At 69.2% G+C, this 24,018-nt stretch carries 20 protein-coding genes; 7 read left to right on the top strand and 13 right to left on the bottom strand.

The window, feature by feature from the left end:
• Positions 1-42: 42 nt before the first annotated feature.
• Both ACQP2E_RS03350 and ACQP2E_RS03345 read right to left on the bottom strand, forming a co-directional pair.
• Positions 43-711 carry a response regulator gene (locus tag ACQP2E_RS03350; protein ID WP_433828405.1) on the bottom strand — a complete coding sequence of 223 codons (669 nt, stop codon included), beginning with the start codon at positions 709-711 and terminating at the stop codon, positions 43-45.
• Positions 708-1,940 (bottom strand): PspC domain-containing protein, encoded by a 1,233-nt coding sequence (locus tag ACQP2E_RS03345; protein ID WP_433833748.1) that lies wholly within the window; start codon positions 1,938-1,940, stop codon positions 708-710. The genes ACQP2E_RS03350 and ACQP2E_RS03345 overlap by 4 nt, the downstream gene beginning before the upstream one ends.
• A 185-nt stretch (positions 1,941-2,125) precedes the next feature.
• Here ACQP2E_RS03345 and ACQP2E_RS03340 point away from each other — a divergent pair, with 185 nt between their 5' ends.
• The 3 genes from ACQP2E_RS03340 (at position 2,126) to ACQP2E_RS03330 (ending at position 5,216) form a co-directional block, all read left to right on the top strand.
• On the top strand, positions 2,126-3,559 hold the full coding sequence (locus ACQP2E_RS03340) for a PspC domain-containing protein (RefSeq protein ID WP_433828404.1): 1,434 nt from the start codon (positions 2,126-2,128) through the stop codon (positions 3,557-3,559).
• Entirely contained in the window at positions 3,556-3,909 is a 354-nt protein-coding gene (locus ACQP2E_RS03335; protein WP_433828403.1) for a hypothetical protein, read from the top strand. The genes ACQP2E_RS03340 and ACQP2E_RS03335 overlap by 4 nt, the downstream gene beginning before the upstream one ends.
• 62 nt (positions 3,910-3,971) lie before the next feature.
• Positions 3,972-5,216, top strand: a complete 1,245-nt coding sequence (locus ACQP2E_RS03330; RefSeq protein WP_433828402.1) for a phosphatidylserine decarboxylase — start codon at positions 3,972-3,974, stop codon at positions 5,214-5,216.
• Positions 5,217-5,272: 56 nt separating this feature from the next.
• On the opposite strand, the gene ACQP2E_RS03325 is transcribed toward ACQP2E_RS03330, so the two are convergent.
• The 5 genes from ACQP2E_RS03325 to ACQP2E_RS03305 all read right to left on the bottom strand — a co-directional run bounded on the left by ACQP2E_RS03325 (position 5,273) and on the right by ACQP2E_RS03305 (position 11,806).
• Entirely contained in the window at positions 5,273-6,148 is an 876-nt protein-coding gene (locus ACQP2E_RS03325) for a CDP-alcohol phosphatidyltransferase family protein (protein WP_433833746.1), read from the bottom strand.
• A 256-nt stretch (positions 6,149-6,404) separates the two neighbouring features.
• A complete protein-coding gene (locus ACQP2E_RS03320; protein WP_433828401.1) occupies positions 6,405-7,289 on the bottom strand; it encodes an NUDIX hydrolase in 885 nt (294 codons plus the stop codon).
• Between the two features lie 10 nt (positions 7,290-7,299).
• Complete coding sequence (locus tag ACQP2E_RS03315) at positions 7,300-8,247, bottom strand: NUDIX hydrolase (protein ID WP_433828400.1); 948 nt, start codon at positions 8,245-8,247, stop codon at positions 7,300-7,302.
• Between the two features lie 131 nt (positions 8,248-8,378).
• Positions 8,379-9,932 (bottom strand): glutamine-hydrolyzing GMP synthase, encoded by a 1,554-nt coding sequence (gene guaA, locus ACQP2E_RS03310; protein WP_433828399.1) that lies wholly within the window; start codon positions 9,930-9,932, stop codon positions 8,379-8,381.
• A gap of 59 nt (positions 9,933-9,991) precedes the next feature.
• On the bottom strand, positions 9,992-11,806 hold the full coding sequence (locus tag ACQP2E_RS03305; RefSeq protein ID WP_433828398.1) for a S8 family serine peptidase: 1,815 nt from the start codon (positions 11,804-11,806) through the stop codon (positions 9,992-9,994).
• A gap of 149 nt (positions 11,807-11,955) precedes the next feature.
• On the opposite strand from ACQP2E_RS03305, the gene ACQP2E_RS03300 reads away from it, so the two are divergent.
• Together ACQP2E_RS03300 and ACQP2E_RS03295 are read left to right on the top strand one after the other, a co-directional pair.
• Positions 11,956-13,065 carry an LCP family protein gene (locus tag ACQP2E_RS03300; RefSeq protein ID WP_433828397.1) on the top strand — a complete coding sequence of 370 codons (1,110 nt, stop codon included), beginning with the start codon at positions 11,956-11,958 and terminating at the stop codon, positions 13,063-13,065.
• 17 nt (positions 13,066-13,082) lie between these two features.
• Positions 13,083-14,498 (top strand): M1 family aminopeptidase, encoded by a 1,416-nt coding sequence (locus ACQP2E_RS03295; protein WP_433828396.1) that lies wholly within the window; start codon positions 13,083-13,085, stop codon positions 14,496-14,498.
• Positions 14,499-14,506: 8 nt separating this feature from the next.
• Here ACQP2E_RS03295 and ACQP2E_RS03290 read toward each other — a convergent pair whose 3' ends face one another.
• A complete protein-coding gene (locus ACQP2E_RS03290; protein WP_433828395.1) occupies positions 14,507-15,625 on the bottom strand; it encodes a GuaB3 family IMP dehydrogenase-related protein in 1,119 nt (372 codons plus the stop codon).
• Positions 15,626-15,639: 14 nt separating this feature from the next.
• Positions 15,640-17,127, bottom strand: coding sequence for an IMP dehydrogenase (gene guaB / locus ACQP2E_RS03285; RefSeq protein ID WP_433828394.1), 1,488 nt, complete (start codon positions 17,125-17,127; stop codon positions 15,640-15,642).
• 120 nt (positions 17,128-17,247) lie between these two features.
• Between guaB and ACQP2E_RS03280 the strand changes: the two genes are divergently transcribed.
• Positions 17,248-17,649: a DUF5319 domain-containing protein gene (locus ACQP2E_RS03280; RefSeq protein ID WP_433833744.1), complete on the top strand. Its 402-nt coding sequence runs from the start codon at positions 17,248-17,250 to the stop codon at positions 17,647-17,649.
• A 173-nt stretch (positions 17,650-17,822) separates the two neighbouring features.
• Here the strand turns inward: ACQP2E_RS03280 and ACQP2E_RS03275 are convergent, their stop codons facing one another.
• A complete protein-coding gene (locus tag ACQP2E_RS03275; RefSeq protein ID WP_433828393.1) occupies positions 17,823-18,665 on the bottom strand; it encodes a response regulator transcription factor in 843 nt (280 codons plus the stop codon).
• A 231-nt stretch (positions 18,666-18,896) separates the two neighbouring features.
• Here ACQP2E_RS03275 and ACQP2E_RS03270 point away from each other — a divergent pair, with 231 nt between their 5' ends.
• Positions 18,897-19,283: a WhiB family transcriptional regulator gene (locus ACQP2E_RS03270; protein ID WP_111648686.1), complete on the top strand. Its 387-nt coding sequence runs from the start codon at positions 18,897-18,899 to the stop codon at positions 19,281-19,283.
• Positions 19,284-19,442: 159 nt separating this feature from the next.
• On the opposite strand, the gene ACQP2E_RS03265 is transcribed toward ACQP2E_RS03270, so the two are convergent.
• The 3 genes from ACQP2E_RS03265 to ACQP2E_RS03255 all read right to left on the bottom strand — a co-directional run bounded on the left by ACQP2E_RS03265 (position 19,443) and on the right by ACQP2E_RS03255 (position 23,968).
• Positions 19,443-20,984, bottom strand: coding sequence for a molybdopterin-dependent oxidoreductase (locus ACQP2E_RS03265; protein WP_433828392.1), 1,542 nt, complete (start codon positions 20,982-20,984; stop codon positions 19,443-19,445).
• A 348-nt stretch (positions 20,985-21,332) separates the two neighbouring features.
• Positions 21,333-23,027: a M16 family metallopeptidase gene (locus tag ACQP2E_RS03260; protein WP_433828391.1), complete on the bottom strand. Its 1,695-nt coding sequence runs from the start codon at positions 23,025-23,027 to the stop codon at positions 21,333-21,335.
• Entirely contained in the window at positions 23,024-23,968 is a 945-nt protein-coding gene (locus ACQP2E_RS03255; protein WP_433828390.1) for a hypothetical protein, read from the bottom strand. The genes ACQP2E_RS03260 and ACQP2E_RS03255 overlap by 4 nt, the downstream gene beginning before the upstream one ends.
• Between the last annotated feature and the right edge of the window lie 50 nt (positions 23,969-24,018).

The following is a 24,018-nucleotide window of genomic DNA, read 5'->3' as shown; positions in this document are numbered from 1 at the left end:
AGAGCGGCGAAACGGTTGAAGTTCGGCGACGGGAGGCGGAGGTCAGACCAGGCGCCGGTCAGCGGCCCATCGTGACAGCTCGTAGCGGTTGCTCATCTGCAGCTTCCGCAGCACGTTGGAAACATGCGTCTCCACGGTCTTGATGGAGATGAACAGCTCTTTAGCGATCTCCTTGTATGCGTAACCCCGCGCGAGCAGTCGCAGAACCTCGCGCTCGCGGTTGGTCAGCTGGTCCAGCTCGGGGTCGGCGACCGGCACGTCGGGCCGGGAGGCGAAGGCGTCGAGCACGAAACCGGCAAGCCTCGGGCTGAACACCGCGTCACCGTCGGCGACCCGGCGGACCGCGGCGGCCAGCTCGTCCGGCGAGATGGTCTTCGTCACGTAACCACGCGCGCCGGCCCGGATCAGGCCGATCACGTCCTCGGCCGCGTCGGAGACCGACAGCGCCAGGAAGCGGACCTGCGGATGGGTACGCCGAATCGTCTCCAGCACCGCGCGGCCACCGCCATCGGGCATGTGCACGTCGAGCAGGACCACATCGGGGCGGATCGCCTGAATCCGGCTGATCGCCTCGGCCACCGTGCTCGCCTCACCCACCACGTCGACGTGCGCGCCGAGCTCGGCGCGCACCCCGGCGCGGAACATCGCATGGTCGTCGACGAGGAAAACGGTCAGCCTGCCGGCCGCCTGCTCCACCACGGGCTCGGTCATCGTGCCTGCTCCTTACCAGCGCTCACGCTCTCCCTCGAAACGGAGAGCATCAGCCGCACTTCGGTGCCGTCGCCGGGCGCGCTACGGATCTCGGCGCGCCCGCCGTGGCGTTGCATTCGCCCGATGATCGACCCCCGGACGCCGTGCCGTGTCTCCGCCACGCCGTCCAGCTCGAACCCGGCGCCGCGATCCCGGACGAAGACACTCAGCTCTTCCTCCTCCACCTCGGCGTAGAGGGAGACGGTCTGCACACCAGCATGACGTGCCGCGTTGACAAGCGCCTCCCGAGCGGCCGCGACGAGCGCCGCGACACGTTCGTCGCACTGGGTGTCGCCGACCACCACGGTCTCCACCGTGATCGCGTAGGTGTCCTCGACCTCGGCCGCGGCCTGCTCGAGCGCCGCCGCGAACCGCTCGGTCGGCGAGGCGGCCGGTTTGTACAGCCAGTTACGCAGGCTGCGCTCCTGGCCGCGGGCGAGCCGCTGCACCTCTTTGATGTCGGCGGAGTTGCGCTGGATCAGCGCGAGCGTGTGCAGCACCTGGTCGTGGATCATCGCGGCCAGCTCGGCGCGCTCCTGCTCCCGGATCCGGCCCTCGCGCTCGGCGCGCAACTGGCCGAACGTACGCCAGAGCAGCGGCGCGACGACCACGCCGACCCCGGCCAGTCCGACGAACGCGAAGATCACGCCGTTGAAGACCGCGGCGATCGAGTTGTCCGGCGCGTAGACCGCGACCACACCGATCAGGCCGACCGCGACGAGGATGCCGCCGCCGATGAAGCGGAAGATGAAGGAGCGCCGATCATTCTCGGACACGATTGCCGCGAGCCACGGTGTCGAGGCGATGTTGTAGTCGGCGTCGCCGCCGCGGCGGCTCGGGTCCGACTGATGCCAGATCACGCCGGCGCCGACCGCGATCACCGCGATCATCCAGCCGGCTGTGGTGGCCACCTGATCGTCGAAGACCAGGGCCTGCAGCAGCACCACACCGAGACCGATCGCGGCGAACGGCGCCAGCGAGGAAAGGTCACGTGGGGCCGGCTCCTCGTCGCTGCCACGGGCCTCCTGCGGAAGGACTGCCCAGTACGCGGCGTACAGAAGAAGGCCTAGAGCGTTGAAGCCCAGAAGGACCACGAGGGCGATGCGGACCGCCAGCACCGGCAGGCCGAGGTGGCGCGCCAGTCCGGCGGCGACACCCGCGACGATGCGGTGGTCACGCGGCCGGTACAACCGGCGCGGCTGAGGTACGGCGGTGGTGGTGATCGCACTTCTCCCTTCCTGCCCTTCGATCGTCACACGTCCCGCCGCCGGGAGCCACGGGTTACCACCCTGGGAAAAGGAGCGCCCGGATCTCAGGGTGGCCTCAGGGTCGGTTCCGGAAGCAACTCGGGTGACGAGTCGAGCACGATCGAAGCATGAACGACGAAGCTGCCGAGTCCCGCGGGCCTTCCACGCCGGGCGCCGGTCCACAGGGCGCCACGGCACCTTCCTCTCCCCCGCCTTCTGATCCGCCGCCGTCCGAGACGCCGTATGGCGCGAACGTGCCGCCCTGGCTCGCCAACGCCGGCGCCGCCTTCGCCCGCCAGCAACTGGTGCGGCCGCGCAACGGGCGATACGTCGCCGGTGTCTGCGGCGCCCTCGCCCGGGCCACCAACACCGACCCGATGCTGTGGCGGGTGCTGCTCGGTGTGCTCGGCATCCTCGGCGGCACCGGCGTGCTGCTCTACCTGATCGGCTGGCTCGTCATCCCGTCCGAGGGCGACACCGCCTCGCCGGTCGAGTCGCTGCTCGGCAAGGGCCACTCCGGGATGGCGCCGCTCTCCGTGGTGCTGCTCGGCAGCGCCGCGCTGCTGACCTTCGCCTTCATCGTGAACTCCGGCGCACGGGCCAGCATGCTCGCCGCCGCCGTGATCCTCGGCGCGTTCCTGCTGATCAAGCGCGGCGGGGTGACCGGACCGGCACAGGCACCCCCGCCGCCTCCTCCGGCTCCGCCTGGACCGGCACCCGCTGAGGAACCGACGCTCGCGTTCACGCCGCCGGTTCCGGAGACGCCGGCGGCGAACGCCCCCGAGCCGGAGACCCCGCCGGGTTACCAGCCGCCGCGATACGAGCCGCCGTTGTTCAGCCCGCCGGCACCGCCGGCCGAGGGTTACCGTCCTCCGTTCGCGCCGCACGGCCCGTACGCGACAGCCACCATCCCGCCCGTGCCGCCGATCCCGCCCAAGCCCCCGAAGCCGCCGAAGCCGCCGAAAGAGCGCTCGGTGCTCGGCCGCCTGACCTTCTTCGCGGTCGTCGTGGTGATGGGCCTGATCGCCGTGCTCGACATGGCCGGCCTGAGCGTGGCGGTCTCGGCATACTTCGCGGCGGCCCTGGCCACCATCGCTCTCGGCCTGATCGTCGGCGCCTGGTTCGGCCGGGCTCGCGGCCTCATCGCTCTCGCCTTGATCGCCACCCTGGGACTGTTCGTCTCCACCGGCACCGAGCGCTGGGGCGGCGAGTTCCGCGACAGCGTCTACCGGCCGGCGAACCTGACCGAGCTCGCCGATCAGTACGACTTCACCTTCGGCAACGTCACCCTCGACCTGCGCGACGTCGACTTCGCCGGCGCCGACCAGATCACCGGGGTGAACATGAAGTTCGGGCAGCTGCGGGTGCTGCTCCCGCCGGAGGTCGACGCCACCGTCGACGTCTCGGGCGGCGGAATCCGTACCGTGTTGTTCGGCACCGAAAGCTCCAGCTCCGACTCGGGGCGCCAGACCGTGACCGACCTCGGCACCGAGGGACCCGGCGGCGGCAAGCTCCAGCTCGACCTGCGTCTGGACACCGGCAACCTGGAGGTGGCCCGATGAAGCCGCACCGCATGGATGGCGTTTCCCTGACCTTCGGCCTGATCTTCCTGGGTGTCGCCTTCTGGTGGGCGATCTCCCGGGTCATCACGGTCCACCTGCCCGCCGTGGGCTGGATCGTGGCCGGCGCCCTGATCTTCTTCGGGGTGATCGGACTGCTCGGCGCGATCCGCTCCAACCGCCGCGAGGAGCCCGCGCTCGTCCCGGTGGCTGCCGAGGCCAGCATCGCCACCCCGGGCGATCTGCCCCCGGAGATGCACGCCTCGATCGTGCAGGAACTGCTGGACGATCCCGCCGTCAAGTTCGCTCAGGAAAACCCGGAAGACGCCTCGGCCCGGCCCCGGCAGGACTGATCGGCATGCCAACGCCCCGCCCACCGGGAAACAACCGGCGGGCGGGGCAATATGCTCGCTGGATGACCCCGTATCCCGCCGTGTCCACCACGCCCGTAACCGGCGTGGGTGCTCGGGCCGCCCGTGCCCTGACCGCCGAGTTCGCCCGGCAGAACGCGGCCGCGTCCGCCCTGCTGATCGGCGCCGACCACGCCTCGACGGTGGTGGCCGCCGCTGTCGAGGCTCTCCTGCCCGGCGACACCCTGACCCTCGTCCCCGGTGAGCACAGCAGCGCTGAACTGCTGCGCGGCCACATCACCGGCCTGGGCAGCTGGGTCGCCGAACGGGTGCGGATCGTCGAGTCGCTGGACGAGGCGCAGCCCGCGGATGTCGTCATCGTCACGGAGCCGCTCATCGGCACCGCCGAGGAGACCCGCACCCTGATCGACCGGCTCGGCAAGTACCTCGCCGACGGTGGTGTGCTGTCGGTCGCCACGCCGGCCGCGCCGGGCCGTACCGGAGGCGCCGCCGCGGAGCTCTTCCGCCAGGGCGCCCTCTTCGGTGTCGGCTCCGACCTGGTGGTGCGTAACCAGCCGCCGCTGCGTGTGCACAAGTTCCGCTTCTCGCCGGCCGACGTGTCGGCCGCCGCGACCATCGCGCCCGCTTACCGCACGTCGAGCGTGCCGGTCACCCGGACCATGCACATCGACTCCAACGGTGTGGCCGCCGCCGGCATCGCACTCGGCCTGGCCGTCCTCGCCCGCCGCACCCGGCCGAAGTCGAAGCTCTGGCTGCTGCCGGCGATCGCCGCCGCGCCGGTCGCCGCGTTCTTCCGGGACCCGGAACGCGACGTGCCGGCCGACGCGTCAGCCGTGGTCGCGTCCGCCGACGGCAAGGTGCTGTCGGTGGAGCGGATGCACGACGAGCGGTTCGGGCCCGGCGAGTTCCTGCGCATCGCCGTCTTCCTGTCCGTTTTCGACGTGCACGTGAACCGCTCGCCGGTGGCCGGCCGGGTCGCCGACTACTTCGTCGAGGAGGGCGGGTACGCGAACGCGATGACCGCCGCGGCCGAGCACAACGTGGCCGCGTACACGGTTCTCGACACCGAGAACGGCACGGTCGTGGTGGCGCAGCGGACCGGTCTGATCGCCCGTCGCATCGTGCAGCGCGCACCTGTCGGGACGCTGCTGGCCAAGGGCGAACGGTACGGCCTGATCCGGTTCGGCTCGCGGACCGACATCTACCTGCCGGCCGACAAGGCTGAGCCGCTGGTCAGCGTCAACGAGCGCGTGGTCGGCGGCTCGACGGTGATCGCCCGCTGGAAGTAAGCCCAAGAAAACCGCCTCCCCTGTGTCAGGGGAGGCGGTTTTTTGTGCAGAGAAGATCAGACCCGCTTGTCTCGCATCCACAGGACCGGGCCGCTGGCCAGGTACGTCGCCACGATCAGCACGAACGCCATCCGCGGCTCGATCAGCGCGCCGACCACCGGCAGCAGGAGTAGCCACGGCGGCAGTTTCACGATCCGGGCGAGTTTCGCGTAGGGGAAGCTGGACACCATCGCGAAGGCGAGCAGCGTCACGCCGCCGACCAGGGCCATGCCGGGCAGCTCGTCGAGCCCGATCAGCACGGTGAGCGCCAGGACCGCGGCGGCCATCGTGGTGGGGACGCCGCTGAAGAACCGGCCGTCTTTCGGCGAGACGTTGAAGCGGGCCAGGCGGATCGCGGCGCAACCGGCCACGAAAGCGCTGGCAATGCCGGCGGCGACCGGCGGAACCGAGTCGGCAAGCGAGGCGTAGACCACGACGGGCGCGGCGAGGCCGAACGAGCACATGTCGGCCAGCGAGTCCATCTGGGCGCCGAACGGGCTGGAGACACCCAGCTTGCGGGCGAGCGCGCCGTCCAGACCGTCGAACACGACGCAGGCGACGAGGCAGGCAGCCGCGATCCGGACGTCGCCGTCCATGGCCAGGAAGATCGCCAGAAGGCCGAGGCCCAGGCTGGACAGGGTGCAGGCGTTGACGAGCGCGAAGCTCGCCTTACGGGAGAGCGTGTGCTCCCCGGGAAGCAGCGAGATCGAGTCAGGCTCCGGCTCGGAGGCGGCAACCGTGACGGGCACCGGAACAACCAGGGTCCGCACCGGCTCGGCCGGGGTGTAGAGCACCTCGGCGCGGGTCGCGGTCGCGGCGCGACCGGTATCGGCGGAGCGGCGGCCCACCCGAACCATCAGGGCTTGCCGCGCGAGAGACCCGCCCCGGCGCAGCCGGCCAGTCCAGCGACGCCCGGCCGGACGGGGACTATCCGTCGATCGACGCCGGCGCCAAGGGGTACTCGGCACGTGCTTCCTCCATGGAGTTCAGTTGTTCCACCGGTGACCGGCGAAATTGCGGGTTACACCATCGCACAGCGGGACGGCCTTGGCGAGTGGCGACTGATCCTGGAGTACAACGCCGACAGCCGACGGTTTCATCCCCCGCGACTGCCGGAGGACACTCCCTCAACCTTCCGTGCCCTTGATTTTAGCCCTTCCGGGCCAGCGCATCCCGTGACAGTTCGGTGAGAGACAGTCCGGCGACAAGATCCGGAGCGAACCAGGCGGCCTCGGAGGTCGAGCCGCCGGCACCCTCGGTGACCGCGGCGGCGCTGGGTTCGTCCACTCTGACCTCGTACAACACTCTGATCACATGCCAGTCGATCGGTACGCCCTCCGGACCGAGCGCGACCGGGTCGTATCGATGCGAGGTACCCAGGAGACCGACGACACGCCCGCGCTGGGATGTCTCCTCAAGGAGCTCGCGGGCCAAGCCCTGCTCGGGGGTCTCACCGAAGTCGGTGCCACCGCCGGGCAGGTGCCACAGTCCCCCGCCCGGGTACCCGTCGGAGATCCGGGTCAGCAGGATCCGCCCGTCCGGATCACTCGCCAGGGCGTAGGCGCCGAAGCGCTGTACCGGGCCGGGAGGCCTTTCTACTGCGACGCCGGGCAGCTCCAGAACCGGGCTGTCAACCCGGATGCCGAGAACACCCGCCGTGAACGGCAGCAACGGCACGTCCTCGGGGGACATCCACGCCGCCAGGTCGCTGGTGCCGTCCGCCTCGGGCCGCAACTCCCCGCCGGTCACCTCGACGTCGTAGATGATCCGGTCGGTGTGCTCGATCGAGTCGTCGGGCAGCCGGGCCAGGTCGGCGGTGGCGGAACGCACCCCGACGACCCGTACCGACAGGCCGCTCTCCTCGGCGAACTCCCGGACGACGGTGTCGTCCGGGTGCTCACCGTGATCAATGCCACCGCCGGGCAGCGACCAGACACCGGGGAACGCGGAGGCGCCCGAGCCACGGGTCAGCAGCACCCGGCCCTCGGTGTCGCGGCAGACGCCGTACGCCGCCGCCCTTCTCCTGATCTTCACCAATAGAAGACTAGATCAGCCGTGCCGCACGCAACGCGTCCGCGGTGACCTCGGTGAGCTGCTCGGCGGCGAGCTCGGCCACCTCCTTGAGCGGCATCCACCTGGCCTCGTCGGTCGAGCCACCCACGTCGTGGATGACCACCTCGGTGGGGTGGTCGACGACGACCCGGTAGAAGGCGCGGACACCGTGCCAGTCGATCGGGTATCCCTCCGGGCCGAGCGAGGCGGCGTCGCGGTGGCTGGCCACGCCGAGCAGCTCGACGAGCCGGCCTTCCTGACCGGTCTCCTCGACCAGCTCACGGATGAGCGCGGTGCCCGGCTGCTCGCCGTAATCGGTGCCGCCGCCGGGCAGGTGCCAGCAGCCGGCGCCCGGGTATCCGGGCGAGATCCGGGTGAGAAGCAGGTTCTCGTACGGGTCGGTCGCGATCGCGTACGCGGCGAAGCGCTGCGCCCGGTGCAACCCGTCCGGCCCTTCGTACGCGTAGAACGACGGGAACGTCGGCGGCACGTCCGGACGCAGGTCCGCGGAGGCGGCCGGCAGTCCGAGCGCATCAGCGGCGAACGGCCGGAGTTTGAGCCGCCCGGCCTCTTCGAGGGTGTGCCAGCGCGCCAGGTCGGTGGGGTGGCCGACCCGGTCGATCAGGTTGCCGCCACGCACCGACACCGAATAGATCAGGCGGTCGGTGTGGATGGTGACGCCTCGGTGCGGCATGGAGCGCATGTCGGCGAGGACGTCGTGCAACCCGGTGACGGCGACCGAGAGCCCGGTCTCCGCCGCCGTCTCGCGAACAACTGTGTGATTGGGGTCTTCGCCGTGATCAACGGCGCCGCCGGGCAACGACCAGACTCCGGGGGTGCCGGATTTGGACGAAGCCCGGACCAGGAGGACGCGGCCCTCGTCGTCGCGAGCGACGGCGTAGGCGGCGATCCTGCGGAGCGGTTCCAGTGCGGGGGTCACGGGCGGCAATTCTGCCCGGAATATGTTACCTCTCAAGAACATCTGTCGAGTTCCTGACAGAGGGATAGCAGTGTGTAATCGCAGCTCAGGGCGATTTTACCCGCCCTGAGCTATTGATCCACTACTGAGCGTCACTCCCACTCGATGGTGCCCGGCGGCTTGCTCGTGACGTCCAGAACAACCCTGTTCACCTCGCGGACTTCGTTCGTGATCCGGTTGGAAATCTTGGCGATCACGTCGTACGGAAGGCGCGACCAGTCGGCGGTCATGGCGTCCTCGCTGGAGACCGGCCGGAGCACCACCGGGTGGCCGTAGGTGCGGCCGTCGCCCTGCACGCCGACACTGCGCACGTCGGCGAGCAGCACCACCGGGAACTGCCAGACGTCGCGGTCCAGGCCGGCCGCGGTCAGTTCCTCGCGGGCGATCAGGTCGGCCGCCCGCAGGATGTCCAGCCGGTCCCGGTCCACCGCGCCGATGATCCGGATCGCCAGGCCGGGACCCGGGAACGGGTGCCGCTGGACGATCTCGTCGGGCAGGCCGAGTTCCGAGCCGATCGCGCGTACCTCGTCCTTGAAGAGCGTGCGCAGCGGCTCGATCAACGCGAACTGGAGGTCGTCGGGGAGGCCGCCGACGTTGTGGTGCGACTTGATGTTCGCGGTGCCGGTGCCGCCGCCCGACTCCACCACGTCCGGGTAGAGGGTGCCCTGCACCAGGAACTCGATGTGCCGCTCGGCGTCCAGGTCACGTGCCGCGGCCTCGAACGAGCGGATGAACTCACGCCCGATGATCTTGCGTTTCTGCTCCGGGTCGGTGACGCCGGCGAGGTGGCCGAGGAACTGCTCCTCCGCGTTCACCACCACCAGCCGCACGCCGGTGGAGGCCACGTAGTCCTTCTCCACCTGCTCGGCCTCGCCGGCCCGCAGCAGGCCGTGGTCGACGAAGACGCAGGTGAGCTGGTCACCGATCGCCTTCTGGACCAGGGCCGCGGCGACCGCCGAGTCGACGCCGCCGGAGAGGCCGCAGATGACCTGCTTGTCGCCGACCTGCTCGCGGATCAGAGCGACCTGGTCCTCGATGATGTTGCCGGGCGTCCAGGTCGGTTCGAGGCCGGCGATGTCGTACAGGAAGCGCTTGAGCATTTCCTGGCCCTGCTCGGTGTGTGCCACCTCGGGGTGGAACTGCACACCGGCGCGCTTGGTGGTCAGGTCCTCGAAGGCAGCGACCGGCGCGCCCGGGGTCGAGGCGGTGACCGCGAAGCCCTGCGGGGCGACCGCGACGCTGTCGCCGTGGCTCATCCAGACCGGCAGGTCAGCGGGGAGATCGCGAAGGAGGGTGCCGCCCTCAGCCTGCGACGCGAGAAGCGTCCGGCCGTACTCCCGGGAGCCGGTGTGTGCCACCGTGCCGCCGAGGGCCTGTGCCATCGCCTGGAATCCGTAACAGATGCCGAAGACCGGAACGTCGCTGTCGAACAGCCCGGCGTCGAGCGAGGGCGCGCCCGGCTCGTAAACGCTGGAGGGGCCGCCGGACAGGATGATCGCGGCCGGGTTTTTCGCCAGCATCTCGGCCACCGGCATCGAGTGCGGGACGATCTCGGAGTAGACGCGGGCCTCACGGACCCGGCGGGCGATCAACTGGGCGTACTGGGCGCCGAAGTCGACGACGAGAACGGGACGCGGTGTACTCACCCGGCGAGTTTACCGGCGGTGCGTCACGGCCCGGTACGGGGCCGTGACGCACCAAACGGTCAGCGACGGTAGTAGGTACGCGTCGCCAGCTTCTTCACGTTGCCCGCCTTGTCGTACGCGCGAACAACGACCTTCATGGTCTTCTTCTGCTTCGACACCTTGAAGGACAGGCTGTACCCGGCCTTCGTGTCGGTCGCCACGACCTTGCCGTTGACCAGCAACTGGACCTTGGCGACCTTGTACTTGTCGTTCGCCTTGACCTTGACGGTCACCGTGCCCGACACCTTGGCCTTGTTCTTCGGGGCCTTGGTGATCGTGACCTTGGGCGGCGTGTTGTCCGCGACCACCCAGGTGGCCGGCGTCCAGCCGATGTTGCCGGCCTTGTCGGTGATCCGCAGCTGAATCTTGAGCGGACCGTTCTTGCCCGCGGTGTTCAGCTTCGGCGCGAACGGGGCGACGTAATCCCAGCTGTGCCACTTGCCGTTCACGTACAGGTCGACGTTGCGGATGCCGGAGCCACCGGTGTCACCGAGCTTGGTCGGGCTGATCGCGCGGGAAGCGCGTACCAGGGTGTTCTTGGCGATCCCGATCCCAGCGGTCGGCTTCGCGGTGTCGACAGTCTTGTAAGCGACCGCCGCCTCCGCGTTGACCAGACCCTTCTCGACCCAGCCACCGATCGGACGGGCCGTGTTGCGGATCGCCCGCTGCACGCTCCATCCGCTCCACGACGGGTTCTTCGACTGCACCAGCGCGGCCACACCGGCGACCAGCGGGGCGGAGAACGACGTGCCCTGGACCTCGTACTCGTTGTAGTACCAGTCCCAGCAGGCGGCCGTGTTGCCGTCCCAGCAGTACGCGCCGTTGTTACGCATGCCGGCGGTGATGGCGGGCGCCGCCACGTCGACCCAGCTCGCGCCGTAGCTCGAGAAGTCGACCCGGTCCTTGCCATTGTTGGCCCGGGTGTTGGTGCCGCCGACAGCGAGCACGTCGGCGTACGCCGCCGGGTACATCCGCTGGCTGGTGCCCTCGTTGCCGGCTGCCGCCACGACGAGCGCTCCACGGCCGTTCGCGTACGCGATCGCGTCCTGGAGAGTCGACGAGGAGTCCGCGCCACCGAGCGACAGGTTGATGATCTTCGCGCCCTGCTTGGCCGCGTAGACGACACCCGCAGCGACGGCGGCGTAACTGCCCGAACCGTCCCAGTCCAGCACCTTCACCGGGAGGATCTGGCACTGCGCGCACACGCCGGCCAGGCCGGTGTTGTTGCCGGTCTTGGCAGCGATCAGCGACGCCACCACGGTGCCGTGCGGGAAGTCGCCGTCGTCGGAGGCATTGTTGTCGCCGTTGACGAAGTCGTACCCACGCAGAACCTTGCCGGACAGGTCACCGACCGCGGAGACACCGGTGTCGACGACCGCGACCTTGATCGCGCCACCGGTCGTGGTGTTCCACGCCGCGGGCACGTTGAGCTGGGCCAGCTCGGGCTGGTGACCGCCCGCGTAGACCGGGTCGTTCGGCGTGACGGCGAACGACTTGGCGGTCGGGTCGACCTCGACGTACGAAACCTTCGGGTCGGCCCTCAGCGCCGCGATCACCGACGACGACTTGTCGGCCGGCACATCGAGCGCCTTCGCCCGTACCTCGGCGAGAGCGGAGCTCAGCGGGCCGCCCTTCTCCACCGCGCCCTTGAATCCCCAGCCGGAGAGGGCGGAAAGCGGAGCCGCAGCATCCACCGAGGACTTGAGTCCCACCACGAGCCGGATCGGCTTGGAATCCCAGGCCTGGGCCGGACCGGACACGCCGGCCAGGCCGAGACCGGTTGCCAGGCTCGCGGTGACGATGCCGGCAAGAACGCGCCGGCTGGAAGAATTCATGCTTGGAGACCTCCCCCGTTGCGACCGCCGGGGGGTCGGCGAATCGCCGGGCCAGAGTACTGGCGATCTCCAAAAAGGCAATAGCAGGTTCATTGAACGAGATATGTATAGGCATTGAGCACTGCAACAATGTCCTTTACTGTTCCGCTATGCGGAACAGCAAGATCACTTGGGCGGTGGTCGCCGGCGCGGTCGTGGCGCTGCTCGCCGGCGTGGGCGTCGCCATCGCGATGAATCGCAGCTCGAACAACACGGCCGCCGCGCCGGTCAGCTCCGCGGGCGCCTCGTGGGCGGCGACCGCCCCGTCGGCCTCGGCAGCACCGGCCGAGTCGCCCGGCGCGGACATCAAGGGCCCGCTCGACCTGGTGCTCGTCGGCGTCGACACCCGGACCAGCATTCCCGGCTGGGAGCCACACGCCGACACGGTGATGCTGCTGCACGTGGACGCCGGACTCAAGAACGCCTACCTCTATTCGCTGCCCCGCGATCTGCGGGTCGACATGCCCGCCTACAAGAAAGCGGGCTTCTCCGGCGGCCGTTACAAACTCACCGAGGCGATGAGCCGCGGCTCCCGCATTCCCGGCGAAAAGACCAAAAAGAGCACCGAGCAAGGGTACGAGCTCCTGACCAAGTCGCTCAGCGCATACACCGGGATCAAGACGTTCCAGGCGGGTGCCGTTCTCAACTTCGCCGGCCTGTCGAAGCTCGTCGACGCGCTCGGTGGCATCGACATGAACATCGACCAGAAGGTGAAGTCGCGCCACCACAAGCCGGACGGCACGAACCGGCCGATCGCGCCCGGCGGCGGTGACCACACCGGACCGCAGATGATCTACCAGGTCGGCGAGCGGCACCTGGTCGGCTGGCAGGCCACCGACTACGCCCGCCAGCGGTACGGGCTACCCAACGGCGACTACGACCGGCAGCGGCACCAGCGTCAGATGGTCAGCGCGATCATGACGAAGGCGTTCTCCGAGGGCGTACAGGACCCGGCCAAGCTCAAGGACGTCATCGAGGCGATCGGCGACTCGCTGGTCTACGTGGGCGGGCGTACGCCTTTCGAGTACGCGTACGCGCTCAAGGACCTCACGCCCGAGAAGATCACCCTGGTCGACCTGCCCGGCGCCGGCGTCTCCAGCGGCGGCAAATACGTCGGTGAGCAGCTCAAGTCCGAGGGCACCGGCTTCCTCAAGGCGCTCGTCAAGAACAAGGCGGCGGCGTACCTGAAAGAGCATCCCAAGCTGGTCAACAAGCTGTAGAACGTAACCTCGTCTGCATGAGACGACGGGGTATCGGCGCACTGGCCGTCCTGGCATTGATGGCCGGCTGCACGACGGGCTCGGATCCGGACACTCCGGAACCGAGCCCGTCGCCCAGCGTGGACTTCCAGCCGGGCGCGGACGGCGCCGGCGACCCGTACTTCCCGAAGTACGGCAACGGCGGGTACGACGTGGCCGGTTACGACCTGGCCCTGAGGTACGACCCGAAGACCGGCAAGCTGGCCGGGACGGCGAGCATCACGGCGACCGCCACCCAGGACCTCTCCCGGTTCAACCTGGACCTGGCCCATCTGAAAGCCACCGAGGTCACCGTCGACGGGACCGCCGCCACCAGCACTGCCGAGGGCAACGAACTGGTGATCACGCCGGGCAGCGGCATCGTCTCCGGCCGGACGTTCACCGCCCTGGTCCGGTACGAGGGCACCCCGTCGCTGCTGGAGAACAAGGCGCTCGGCAACGGCGGGTGGATCCGTACCCCGGACGGCGCCCTCGCGCTCGGTCAGCCCGAGTCGGCAAGCACCTGGTTCCCGGTCAACGACCACCCCTCCGACAAGGCCACACTGAAGCTGGCGATGACGGTTCCGGACGGCGTCGAGGTGCTCAGTAACGGCGTACCCGGGGAGCGTCCGTCGAAGGACGGCTGGACCACCTGGAACTGGTCGGAGAGCTCGCCGATGGCGAGTTATCTCGCGACCGTCGTGATCGGTCAGTACCGGATCACCACGAGCGAGCACAACGGCCTGCCGATGGTGATCGCCATCCCCGAGTCGCTGCCGGCGAACGGGCCGTCGGCCAAGTCGCTGGCCCGCACCGGCGAGATCACCGACTATCTGGCGACCCAGTTCGGGCCGTACCCGTTCACCTCGAACGGCGGCGTGGTTGTCGACGAGGACAAGATCCAGTACGCGCTGGAGACGCAGTCCCGCCCGGTGTACGGCCAGACGTTCTTCACCAACGGCGAAAACCTGGGTGTCGTCGCGCACGAACTCGCCCACCAGTGGTTCGGCGACAGTGTCGCGCTCGACCGGTGGCAGGACATCTGGCTCAACGAGGGCTTCGCGACGTACGCCGAATGGCTCTGGTCCGAGCACTCCGGCGACGCGAGCGCTGACGAGCTGTTCAAGACCTCGTACAACACGTTCAACTGGGCGGAGATCCCGGGCGACCCGAAACCGGCCCGGATCTTCGGATCCGCCGTCTATCAACGCGGTGGGATGACCGTGCACGCCCTGCGTGAGACTATCGGCGACGAGGCCTTCTTCAAGCTGGTCAAGTCCTGGACCGCCGATCACCGCGACGGCAACGTCACCACCGACGAGTTCATCGAAGCGGCCGAGGCGGCGTCCAAGAAGGACCTGACGACGTTCTTCCAGAACTGGCTTTACGGGACCGAGAAACCCCCGGTCCCGTAAGGCTCACATCACTTGTCCAGGACCAGGGAGACCTTCTGGAACTCCTTGACGTCGCGGTAACCGCACTTGGCCATCGCCCGGCGCAGGCCACCGAAGAGGTTCAGCTGGCCGTCCGGGCGGTTCGCCGGGCCGTACAGCACCTCTTCGAGGGTGCCGTCCGGCTCGCCGGCCACGCAGAAACCGCCGCGGGGCAGCGCCGGGTGGCTGGCCGCCGAGTGCCACCAGGCACCACCGGCCGGGGCGCCCTCGGCGAGCGACAGCGGCTCACCGAGCATGACCGCGTCGGCGCCGCAGCCGATCGCCTTGGCGATGTCGCCGGAGGTGGCGATGCCGCCGTCGGCGATCAGGTGAACGTATCGGCCGCCGGTCTCGTCGAGGTAGTCACGGCGGGCCGCGGCCGCGTCAGCGATCGCGGTGGCCATCGGCACCCGGATGCCGAGAACGGTGTCCGTGGTGGCCCACTCGTCGGCGCCGACCCCGACGATGACACCGGCCGCACCGGTACGCATCAGGTGCAGCGCCGTCTTGTAGTCGGTGCAGCCGCCGACGATGACCGGCAGGTCGAGGTCGGCGATGAACTCCTTGAGGTTGAGCGGCTCGTCCGTCGTGGACACGTGCTCCGCGGAGACCAGCGTGCCCTGGATGACGAGCAGGTCGACGCCGGCGTCGAGCACGACCGGCGCGAGGGCCAGGGTGTGCTGCGGCGAGACCCGGACCGCGGTGGTGACACCGGAGGCGCGGATCTGCCGTACCCGCTCGGCGATCAGGTCCGGCTTGATCGGCTCCGCGTACACCTCCTGCAGGCGCCGGGTGGCGTCCGCGTCCTCGTCGAGCGAGGCCAGCTCTTCGAGGATCTTGGTGGGGTCTTCGTACCGGGTCCAGAGGCCCTCGGCGTTGAGCACGCCCAGGCCGCCGAGGCGGCCCAGGGCGATCACCGAGTCCGGGCTCTGAGTGGCGTCCGACGGGTGCGCGACGCAGGGGATCTTGAAGGGGTACGCGTCGAGTTTCCACTCGGTCGACACGTCGTCCACGTCACGGGTGCGACGGCTCGGAACGATCGCGATGTCATCCAGGTGGTACCCGCGCTGAGCGGTCTTTCCGAGGCCGATCTCCACTACGTCGCGCATGGCGTTTGGTTCCTCTATCGGGAGTGGTAGTTGGGAGCCTCGACCGTCATCTGGATGTCGTGCGGGTGGCTCTCCTTGAGCCCGGCCGCAGTGATCCGGATGAGCTGTCCCCGCTCCTGAAGGTCGGGGATGGTCTCCGCGCCCACATAGCCCATGGCCGCGCGCAGGCCGCCGATCAGCTGGTGCGCCACCCTGGACAGAGGACCACGATAGGGCACCTGACCCTCGACGCCCTCCGGGACCAGCTTGTCCTCGTTCACATCCTGCTGGAAATAGCGGTCCTTCGAGTACGACTTGGCCTGACCGCGCGACTGCATGGCACCGAGCGAACCCATGCCACGGTACGACTTGTACTGCTTGCCGTTCACGAAGATCAGCTCGCCGGGGCTCTCCTCGGAGCCCGCCAGCAGGCTGCCCAGCATGACCGTGCTCGCGCCGGCCACGATCGCCTTGGCGATGTCGCCGCTGTACTGGATGCCGCCGTCACCGATCACCGGCACACCGGCGGGCGCGCACGCCCGGGAGGCCTCCATGATCGCGGTGATCTGCGGTACGCCGACACCCGCGACGATCCGGGTGGTGCAGATCGCGCCGGGGCCGACACCGACCTTCACCGCGTCAGCGCCCGCCTCGACCAGTGCCTTGGCGCCGGCGAACGTCGCGACGTTGCCGCCGATGATGTCGATCGGGACGTCTTTCTTCAGCCGGGCCACCATCTCGAGGACGGCCCGCTGGTGCCCGTGCGCCGTGTCGACGATGACCACGTCGACGCCCGCGTCGACAAGGGCCCGCGCCCGCTTGTAGGAGTCGTCGCCGACACCCACCGCGGCAGCGACCCGGAGCCGGCCCTGCGCGTCCTTCGCCGAGTTCGGGTACTGCTCGCTCTTGGTGAAGTCCTTCACCGTGATCAGCCCGCGCAGGCGGCCGCCCTCGTCGACGAGCGGAAGCTTCTCCACCTTGTGCTTGCTGAGCAGCTCCAGTGCCTGGTCCTTGGTGACACCGACCGGAGCGGTGATCAGCGGCGCTTTCGTCATCACGTCACGCACCTTGGCGCTGTGGTCGCTGACGAAGCGCATGTCACGGTTGGTGACGATGCCGACCAGCACACCCTGTGCGTCGACCACCGGGGCACCGGAGATCCGGTAACGGCCGCAGAGGGCGTCCACCTGGTTCAGAGTGTCGTCCGGGCTGCACGTGATCGGGTTGGTGATCATGCCGGACTCGGAGCGCTTCACCAGGTCGACCTGGGCCGCCTGGTCCTCCACCGAAAGGTTGCGGTGCAGCACGCCGATGCCGCCCTGGCGGGCCATGGCGATCGCCATCCGCGCCTCGGTCACGGTGTCCATGCCGGCCGAGAGCAGCGGGATGGAGAGCTCGACGTTGCGCGTCAGCCGCGTCACGGTGTTGACCCGGCTGGGAACGACATCCGACTCACCGGGCTGAAGCAGCACGTCGTCGAAGGTCAGACCGAGCGGAACGGTGCGGGCGCTGTCAGTTTCCACAAATCATCCCTAGAGAAGAGGCGGAGTCCAATCATCCTACCCACCACAGCAGGGGCACCCGGGCGGCGGACAGAACGTGCGGGCCAGCACACCTCGGCCCGAGGTGAGTACGGTATGGGGGTGCAAGAAGAGCCGATCGACCCCTTCAACGGCGATCCCGCCGACCCGGCCGCCGGGCTCGACGACCTCAACGAGGACGCCGAGGCCGAACCGCTGACCGAGGAAGAGCGGCAGGACGTCCTGGAGGACCTCTCCGACCTGGAGATCTACCAGGCACTGCTGAGTCCGACGGGCATCCGCGGGTTGGTCATCGAGTGCGAGGATTGCCACGAGCCGCACTACTTCGACTGGGATCTGCTGCGCGGCAACCTGCGCCACCTGCTCGACAGCGGGCGGCCGAGGGTGCACGAGCCCGCGTACGACCCGGACCCGGACCACTACGTGACCTGGGAGTACGCACGCGGCTACGCCGACGGCGTGCACGACACCCTCACCGAGGGCTCAGAAGAAGAGCAGAACTGAGCTAGCTGGCTCCGCTTCGCTCCGCGGCAAAACGCCTTTTAACCGGTGAGGAGGCGGGTGATTTTCCGCCACCCGCAAACCCGGCGGGCGTCGAAAAATCACTCGCCTCCTCACCGGCGGCGTTTTGCAGTCGTGGGGCCCAACTGGTGAACCCCACGTAATAGCCAGCTAGCTCAGGCGACCAAGCCTGCTCGGAAACCTGCTGCCACCGCGTGGGCGCGGTCGCGGGCGCCCAGCTTGCGGAACAACCGCCTGGCGTGGGTCTTGACGGTGTCCTCGGAGACGAAGAGCTCACGGCCGATCTCGGCGTTGCTCTTGCCGTCCGCCATTCCTCGCAGGACTTGCAGCTCCCGCTCGGTCAGCGTCAGCCGCCGGCCGGTCGGCGCGGCTTCGCCCATCTCGTTGCCGGGCCACGCCGCCATCGGACGGCCGGTCGCCGGGTCGATGGGCGCGTCGCCTCGCTGCGCGGGAACCATCGGGGCGTTCGGGCCGAGCATGGCCGGGACGGCAGCCGCGTTGGCGACACCCAGACCGCCGGGACCGTTGTGGTACGCACCACGGACCGCCGGGGAGTTGTTGTTACGTACCCCTCCGGCCACCGTGGCCGGCTGAGCGTTCGCGCCGTTGATCGGCATGCCCTGCGGGCGTACCGGCAACAGCAGGAGGAGCAGCGCCTTGGCGACGACGCTGACCAGGTCGTGCTCGACACCACGAATGACACCCCGGGCGCCCGCGGCGACCGCTGCCGCCGCTACCCGCGGGTCTTCTGCTCCGAAGAGCACTACTTGAGCCTGTGGGGCGCGTGCGAGCACGCGCCGGGTGAACCCGACGCTGTCGGGCCGGGTCACGGCGGTGTCAGCAAGGACCACTTCGGCCGGCCGTTCCGCCAGTCGGATCATGGCCTCGGTCTCGCTGACCGCGGTCCGGACGACACCGGTCATGCCGAGCCGGGCCGCGGTGGACGCGACGGTTTGGGCCGCCAGCGGGGTTCGGACGCACACGAGGACGGTACGCACAGTGATCCTCCTTCTCTCTCAGAGGAGATCACGCGAGGGCCGCAGCATTACGCGCTTTAGATGGAAAAAATGGGAAAGATAGGTATGACTTGCCACCCCTTTGCCATACCGCTCACGAAGACATCGACATGTTGCGTGTGAGCCGGCTGCCCCTTGGGTACACCCGCGGGAGGCCTGGGCACAGGCCCTCATGACGAACGCTCCGCGGCGCCGCGCGGGAGGAGGGTGTTGATGTCGAACGTTCGCAGACTGCCCGGGCCCATCGCAGACCTGTGGGACTGGCAACGGCTCGGCCTCTGCCGTGGCCGGGACAGCACGCAGTTCTTCCACCCCGATGGCGAGCGCGGATCGTCTCGCAATCGCCGTGAGGCCAAAGCCAAGACGATGTGCGGCGCGTGCCCGGTCAGGGCGGAGTGTGCCGCACATGCCCTGGAAGTTCGCGAGCCGTACGGAGTATGGGGAGGCTTCAGCGAATCGGAGCGGCTGCGGCTGCTCGCGGTCGGCTGGGAAGACCTCGTGGATCGTCACGGACGGGTAGACCTGCTACGGCTTGAGGCACGCCTCGGCCGGCCCCACAAAACGGCGGTTCCCGTGCAACGGCAGGCTCCGGCAGCCTGACGCCGACCGGCGCGTGGTAACACCACACGGCTGGCGACACGGTCCTCAGCGGAGGACCGTGTCGACTGGTTCAGCGGTTCTCCAACCGCATTGGTGGACATGCAAGCCACCGTATGAGCGACTTGCGTTTTCGAGTCGGACCGAAAGTGCGGCTTCCGACTACTCGACACCAACCTCGACCTGGTGCCATCCGGTCGCGCCGTCCGGCGCCGGTGGCGCCTCGTTCGCTATCTGTGTCACCCCGTCGATATCTGTCGCCCGGACGCGCACCACATGACGACCCGCAGGGGCCTGCCAAGTGTGACTCCACTGCCGCCAGGTGTCGGCCGAGACCGCCGGAGCGAGCGTCGCCTCTTCCCAGGCACCGTCGTCCACCTGCACCTCGACCTTGGTGATCCCGCGGTGCTGCGCCCACGCCACTCCGGCCACGACGACCGGACCGGCCGGCCGGGTGGCGCCGTTGCGCGGTGAGTCGATCCGTGACTGCGTCTTCACCGGCGCCTGCGCCGACCACCCTCGCGGCACCCAGTAGGCATCGAAGTCAGCAAATCTCGTCAACTCGATCTCGGTGATCCACTTGCACGCCGAGACGTACCCGTAAAGTCCGGGAACGACCATCCGTACCGGGAAGCCGTGCGCCACCGGCAGCGGCTCGCCGTTCATGCCGACCGCGAGCAGCGCGTCACGACCGTCACGCAGCACCGAGGTCGGCGCGCCACAGGTCCAGCCGTCCGACGACCGCTGCACCACCTGGTCCGCGCCGGGCAGCGGGTCGGCCTCGTCGAGCAACGCCTTGATCGGTGTGCCGAGCCAGAGCGCGTTCCCGATCAGATCGCCGCCCACCTCGTTGGAGACGCAGGCGAGCGTGACGTACCGCTCCACCATCGGCCGCTTCAGCAGCTCTTCCCAAGTGATCTCGATGGGGTTGCGAACCATCCCATGAATACGCAGCCGCCACGTCGCGGGATCCACCTGCGGCGTGACCAGGGCGGTGTCGATCCGGTAGAAATCGGTGTTCGCAGTGACATAAGGGACGGCTCCCTGCGCATGCGCCCCACTCGGCACCACCGGCGCGCTCCCCTGCGCCACCGGCAGCGCGACCTCCTGCCTGGCGACGCTCACCGCGCGGCGCGAGCTCAGCCACCTGCCGCCGGCTCCGGCGCCTGCGGCCACCGCCGCCACGATCCCCAGATCTTTCAAAAAACGCCTTCTCTGGTACGCGTAACCGCCCTCGTCGTGACCCGCCACAACACTGCCGGCCCCGCCCGGTTCGGCCTGCCCGGACAGGCGCAGCAGGTGACGCAGCACGAAGATCGCCGCCACCGCCCCGATCACCGACGGCAACGCCCCGGTGAGTCCCACGTCGTCCCGGCTCACCGCGGCCACCGCACCGACCAGGCCGAAGACCCCGATCCCGACGACCGCAAACGCCCACCACCGAAGGGCTGCCACGCCGACCCCGTACGCAAAAAGGCTCAAGAGAATCGCCGTGCCGGACAACAACGCGGTCTTGTCGTGCACCCCGAAGACGGCGATGCCGAAGTCCTTGACCGGCGCCGGCACGTGGTCGACCACCACACCACCGACCGCGACCAGCGGACCGGACGCCGCCCCGGTGCCGACCGCGACCAGCTCAGCGACGCCCAGAGCGACTCCCGCCGCCGCCACACCGGCCAACCCGGCCCGAACGCTAACTCTCACCCCACCATCCTCCCTCCCCCAGCCCTCGAAAGATCTTGTGGAGTCCTTACGCCCCAAGATCCACTCCACCCACCACCCGAGCGAAGCACCGGAGCGTGTCGATTTGCGGTTCGCTCCGCACCCAATGTCGACGCGCACACCCGCGAATCGGCTGTGCGTGTCGACTTCAGGTGCGCATCGCGCCCTGAATCGACACGCTCCGGTGCTTCAACTGGCGATGGGCGATGGGCGATGACGAAAGTGTGCGGTTTCGCCGGCGCGCCGACCCCAAACTCACCAAGTTCCGCCCTGCCGCACCCGCTCGGGGCCAGCAGGACCAGCAGTGACAGCGCGGGACAGGGCTCGGGGTCATCGGCGGCGGAGGCGGAGGATGGCCCAGATGACGCCCCAGCCGGCGAGCAGTGCGAACGCCAGGAAGACCACCGAGATGGTGACCTCGGTGGCGACGTCGATGTCGTCCTCGAACGCGTAAGCGCCCATGATCAGGCCCAGGCCGCCGAAGAAGAGCAGCACCGGGGCGAGCGCGACCAGCACGACGATCGGCCAGGCCTTGCCACCACCACCGGACGAACCGGCTGGCGGGACGTCGGCCGGGCGCGGTTTCGGGATCCGCTCCGGATCACGGGCCGGCATCGCCGCCCACAGGCTGCGGGGCACCCGGGCGTCGATCGCCGGGACGACGGCGTGACCGTTCGGGAACAGGCTGGGCTCGAAGTGCACCACCATGCCATCATGGCCGATGAACCGTCGGGCACCGTCCGGCCAGACCAGCAGCACCGAGCACTCGTCGTAGAAAACGGTGGCGGCCGAGTCCTCCTGCACAAGGCTGACGCCGCGATCTCCGGCCACGAAGGACACTTCCGAGTCCTCGAGCGAGGCGTACTTCGTGCCCTCCGCGATCGACGCCGAGTCCTGGGGGGCCTGCGCGTATCCGGCCCAGTCGGCGGTGTTGCGTCCCGGTGTCATCAGCAAGCCATCGGCGAATGCCGTCGCGGCGACTGCGGCAACCTCATCCCGGGTCACCGCACGCAGCTCCGCGACGAGTTCGTCAGCGCTCTGCACCGGACGGCCGAGGAGCAGGTTGAATGCCAGACCGGGCAGCCGGCTGCCGTCCTCTTCGGCATGCATGAGCCCCTCGGCCCGATGGTTCACCTCAGCAGTCACGTCGGCCTGCTCCACCAACCCGAGCCGGAGCGCGGCCAGCACGTCGATGAACCCGCCCAGCACGGCGCCCTGCTTCTCCGGCAACGCGTCGGCGAATGCCGTGATCACGGCACGGCCGTCGGAGCGCGGCGAGTAGTCGGTCTGCACCGCGTAGGAAAGACCACCTTCCTGCCGCAACGACCGGAAGAGTGCCCGCTTCAGCACGCCGGCGAAGACTCCGGCACTCACCGACCGGTCCACGACGGCGTCCCAGGCAACACCCTTCGGCGGACCGGGGAAGTACGCCGGGCGTACCGGAAGAGCCGACGACGGAGCCGGCGCCGGGCGACGCTCGCCGTGTGGCAGGCGAAGGTCCAGACCGGCGGGAACCGCCGGGCCGGCGATCCAGAGAGCGGCGTTCTCGACGGTGAAGTACCGCGCTGCCCAGGCACGCAGGTCGTCCGGGGTGATCCCGGCGAGACCCCACTCCGGATAGGTGCCCACGCCATAGTCCCGGGCGCCGTGCCGCCACAGCGCCAACGCCTCGGTCGGGTTGTCACCACGTGTGCTCGCCTCGGTGCGCAGGATCTCCTTCTCGGTGGTGAGCCGATGCATCGGTAGATCGGTCAGCGCCGTGCTCACCCCGTTCAGGAACGCGACGATGTCCGTCTCGGCGCCCTGCATGTGGAAATACGTGAACTCGTCGCCGGTCGCGCCGTTGTAGTGATAGTCGGCCACGCCGAAAGCGTGCAGCGCCAGATGTTCGAGCAGGTGCGTGATGCCCCGTTTGGCAAGCGGCTCGTCCGCCACGCCGACCCGGAAGACGAGTCCGGCGTGCATCGGGCCGGTGGTCGGCGAGAGCACCACAGGTATCCCGCTCACCTCGAGCTGAGTGATCATCGCGCTCCTCCGAACGCCCAGGCGCGTGCTTGCCGGATCTTCGGCGCCGCGGCTTCCTCCGAGTGGGCCCACGGTTCGACCGTGGCCAAGTTGCCGAGCAGCTCGAACATCCGCGCGGCGTTGGGCTGGTCGCCCAGCAGGCTGAAGAGGGCCGCGTAACTGCTCGCCGCGCGCACCCAGCCGTACTCCCGGTTGAACCGCGGGTGCAGCACGCTGTGCTGGGCGGCCTGGTCGAGGTCGGCACGCAGCCGGGGGTCGTGCAGCAGGCGGGCGCGTTCGGCGTCGTCGTCCGCGGCGCCGTACCGGGAGAAGAAGGCCTCGGACACCAGCAGGCCGTGCGGGCTGCCGGGCAGCGCGGCGAGGGCGGCGTCCCGGGCGAACGTGTGCAGTTCCTCCCAGGTGCCGGACCACTTCGGCTCCAGCGAGTAGCTGAGCTCCATCTGACCGGGCAGGTGGTGCGGCACCGCGGTGGAAAGCCGGTCGTACCGGCGGCGGATCTCGGCGATGCCGAGCGACAGCCCGCGGGCCGAGAGCAGCCGGCTGGTCCAGACCGCCGGGTCACCCGGGTTGTACGCGGCGGCGTCGATCAGCACCAGCTCCGCTTTCCGCAGGTGCTCGCGGAACCCGGCCCACTGCTCCTCGGTGACGTCCTTGGCCCAGGCGGCGGTCCGGATCTCCCAGCCCAGGTAGATCAGGTGGAAACCGAGCAACGCCGCAGCCGCGCCGTCGCGGGGATCGCCGCGCAGCACGTAACGGAGGAACTCCTCAAGGTCCTTCTCGTCACCGCAGGTGCGGATCAGCGAGGTCCGGTCGGCCGGAGTGACCGAGTCGAGCACGGCCCGGGCGCCTGCCCAGTCCCGGCCGGTCAGCGCGGCCCGCAGAGCGGTGATGCCCGGGTACGCGGCCGCCGGGTCGAACACCACGTCGGAGGGTTGAGACATGGCGCGCAGCATAGAGGTCGATCACGCTGTCCGCGACGGCCATCCCAAGG

It is taken from the genome of Actinoplanes sp. CA-015351, from assembly GCF_050955685.1.
Classification (GTDB): Bacteria; Actinomycetota; Actinomycetes; order Mycobacteriales; family Micromonosporaceae; genus Actinoplanes.
This window is presented reverse-complemented; position numbering and strand designations above follow the sequence as displayed.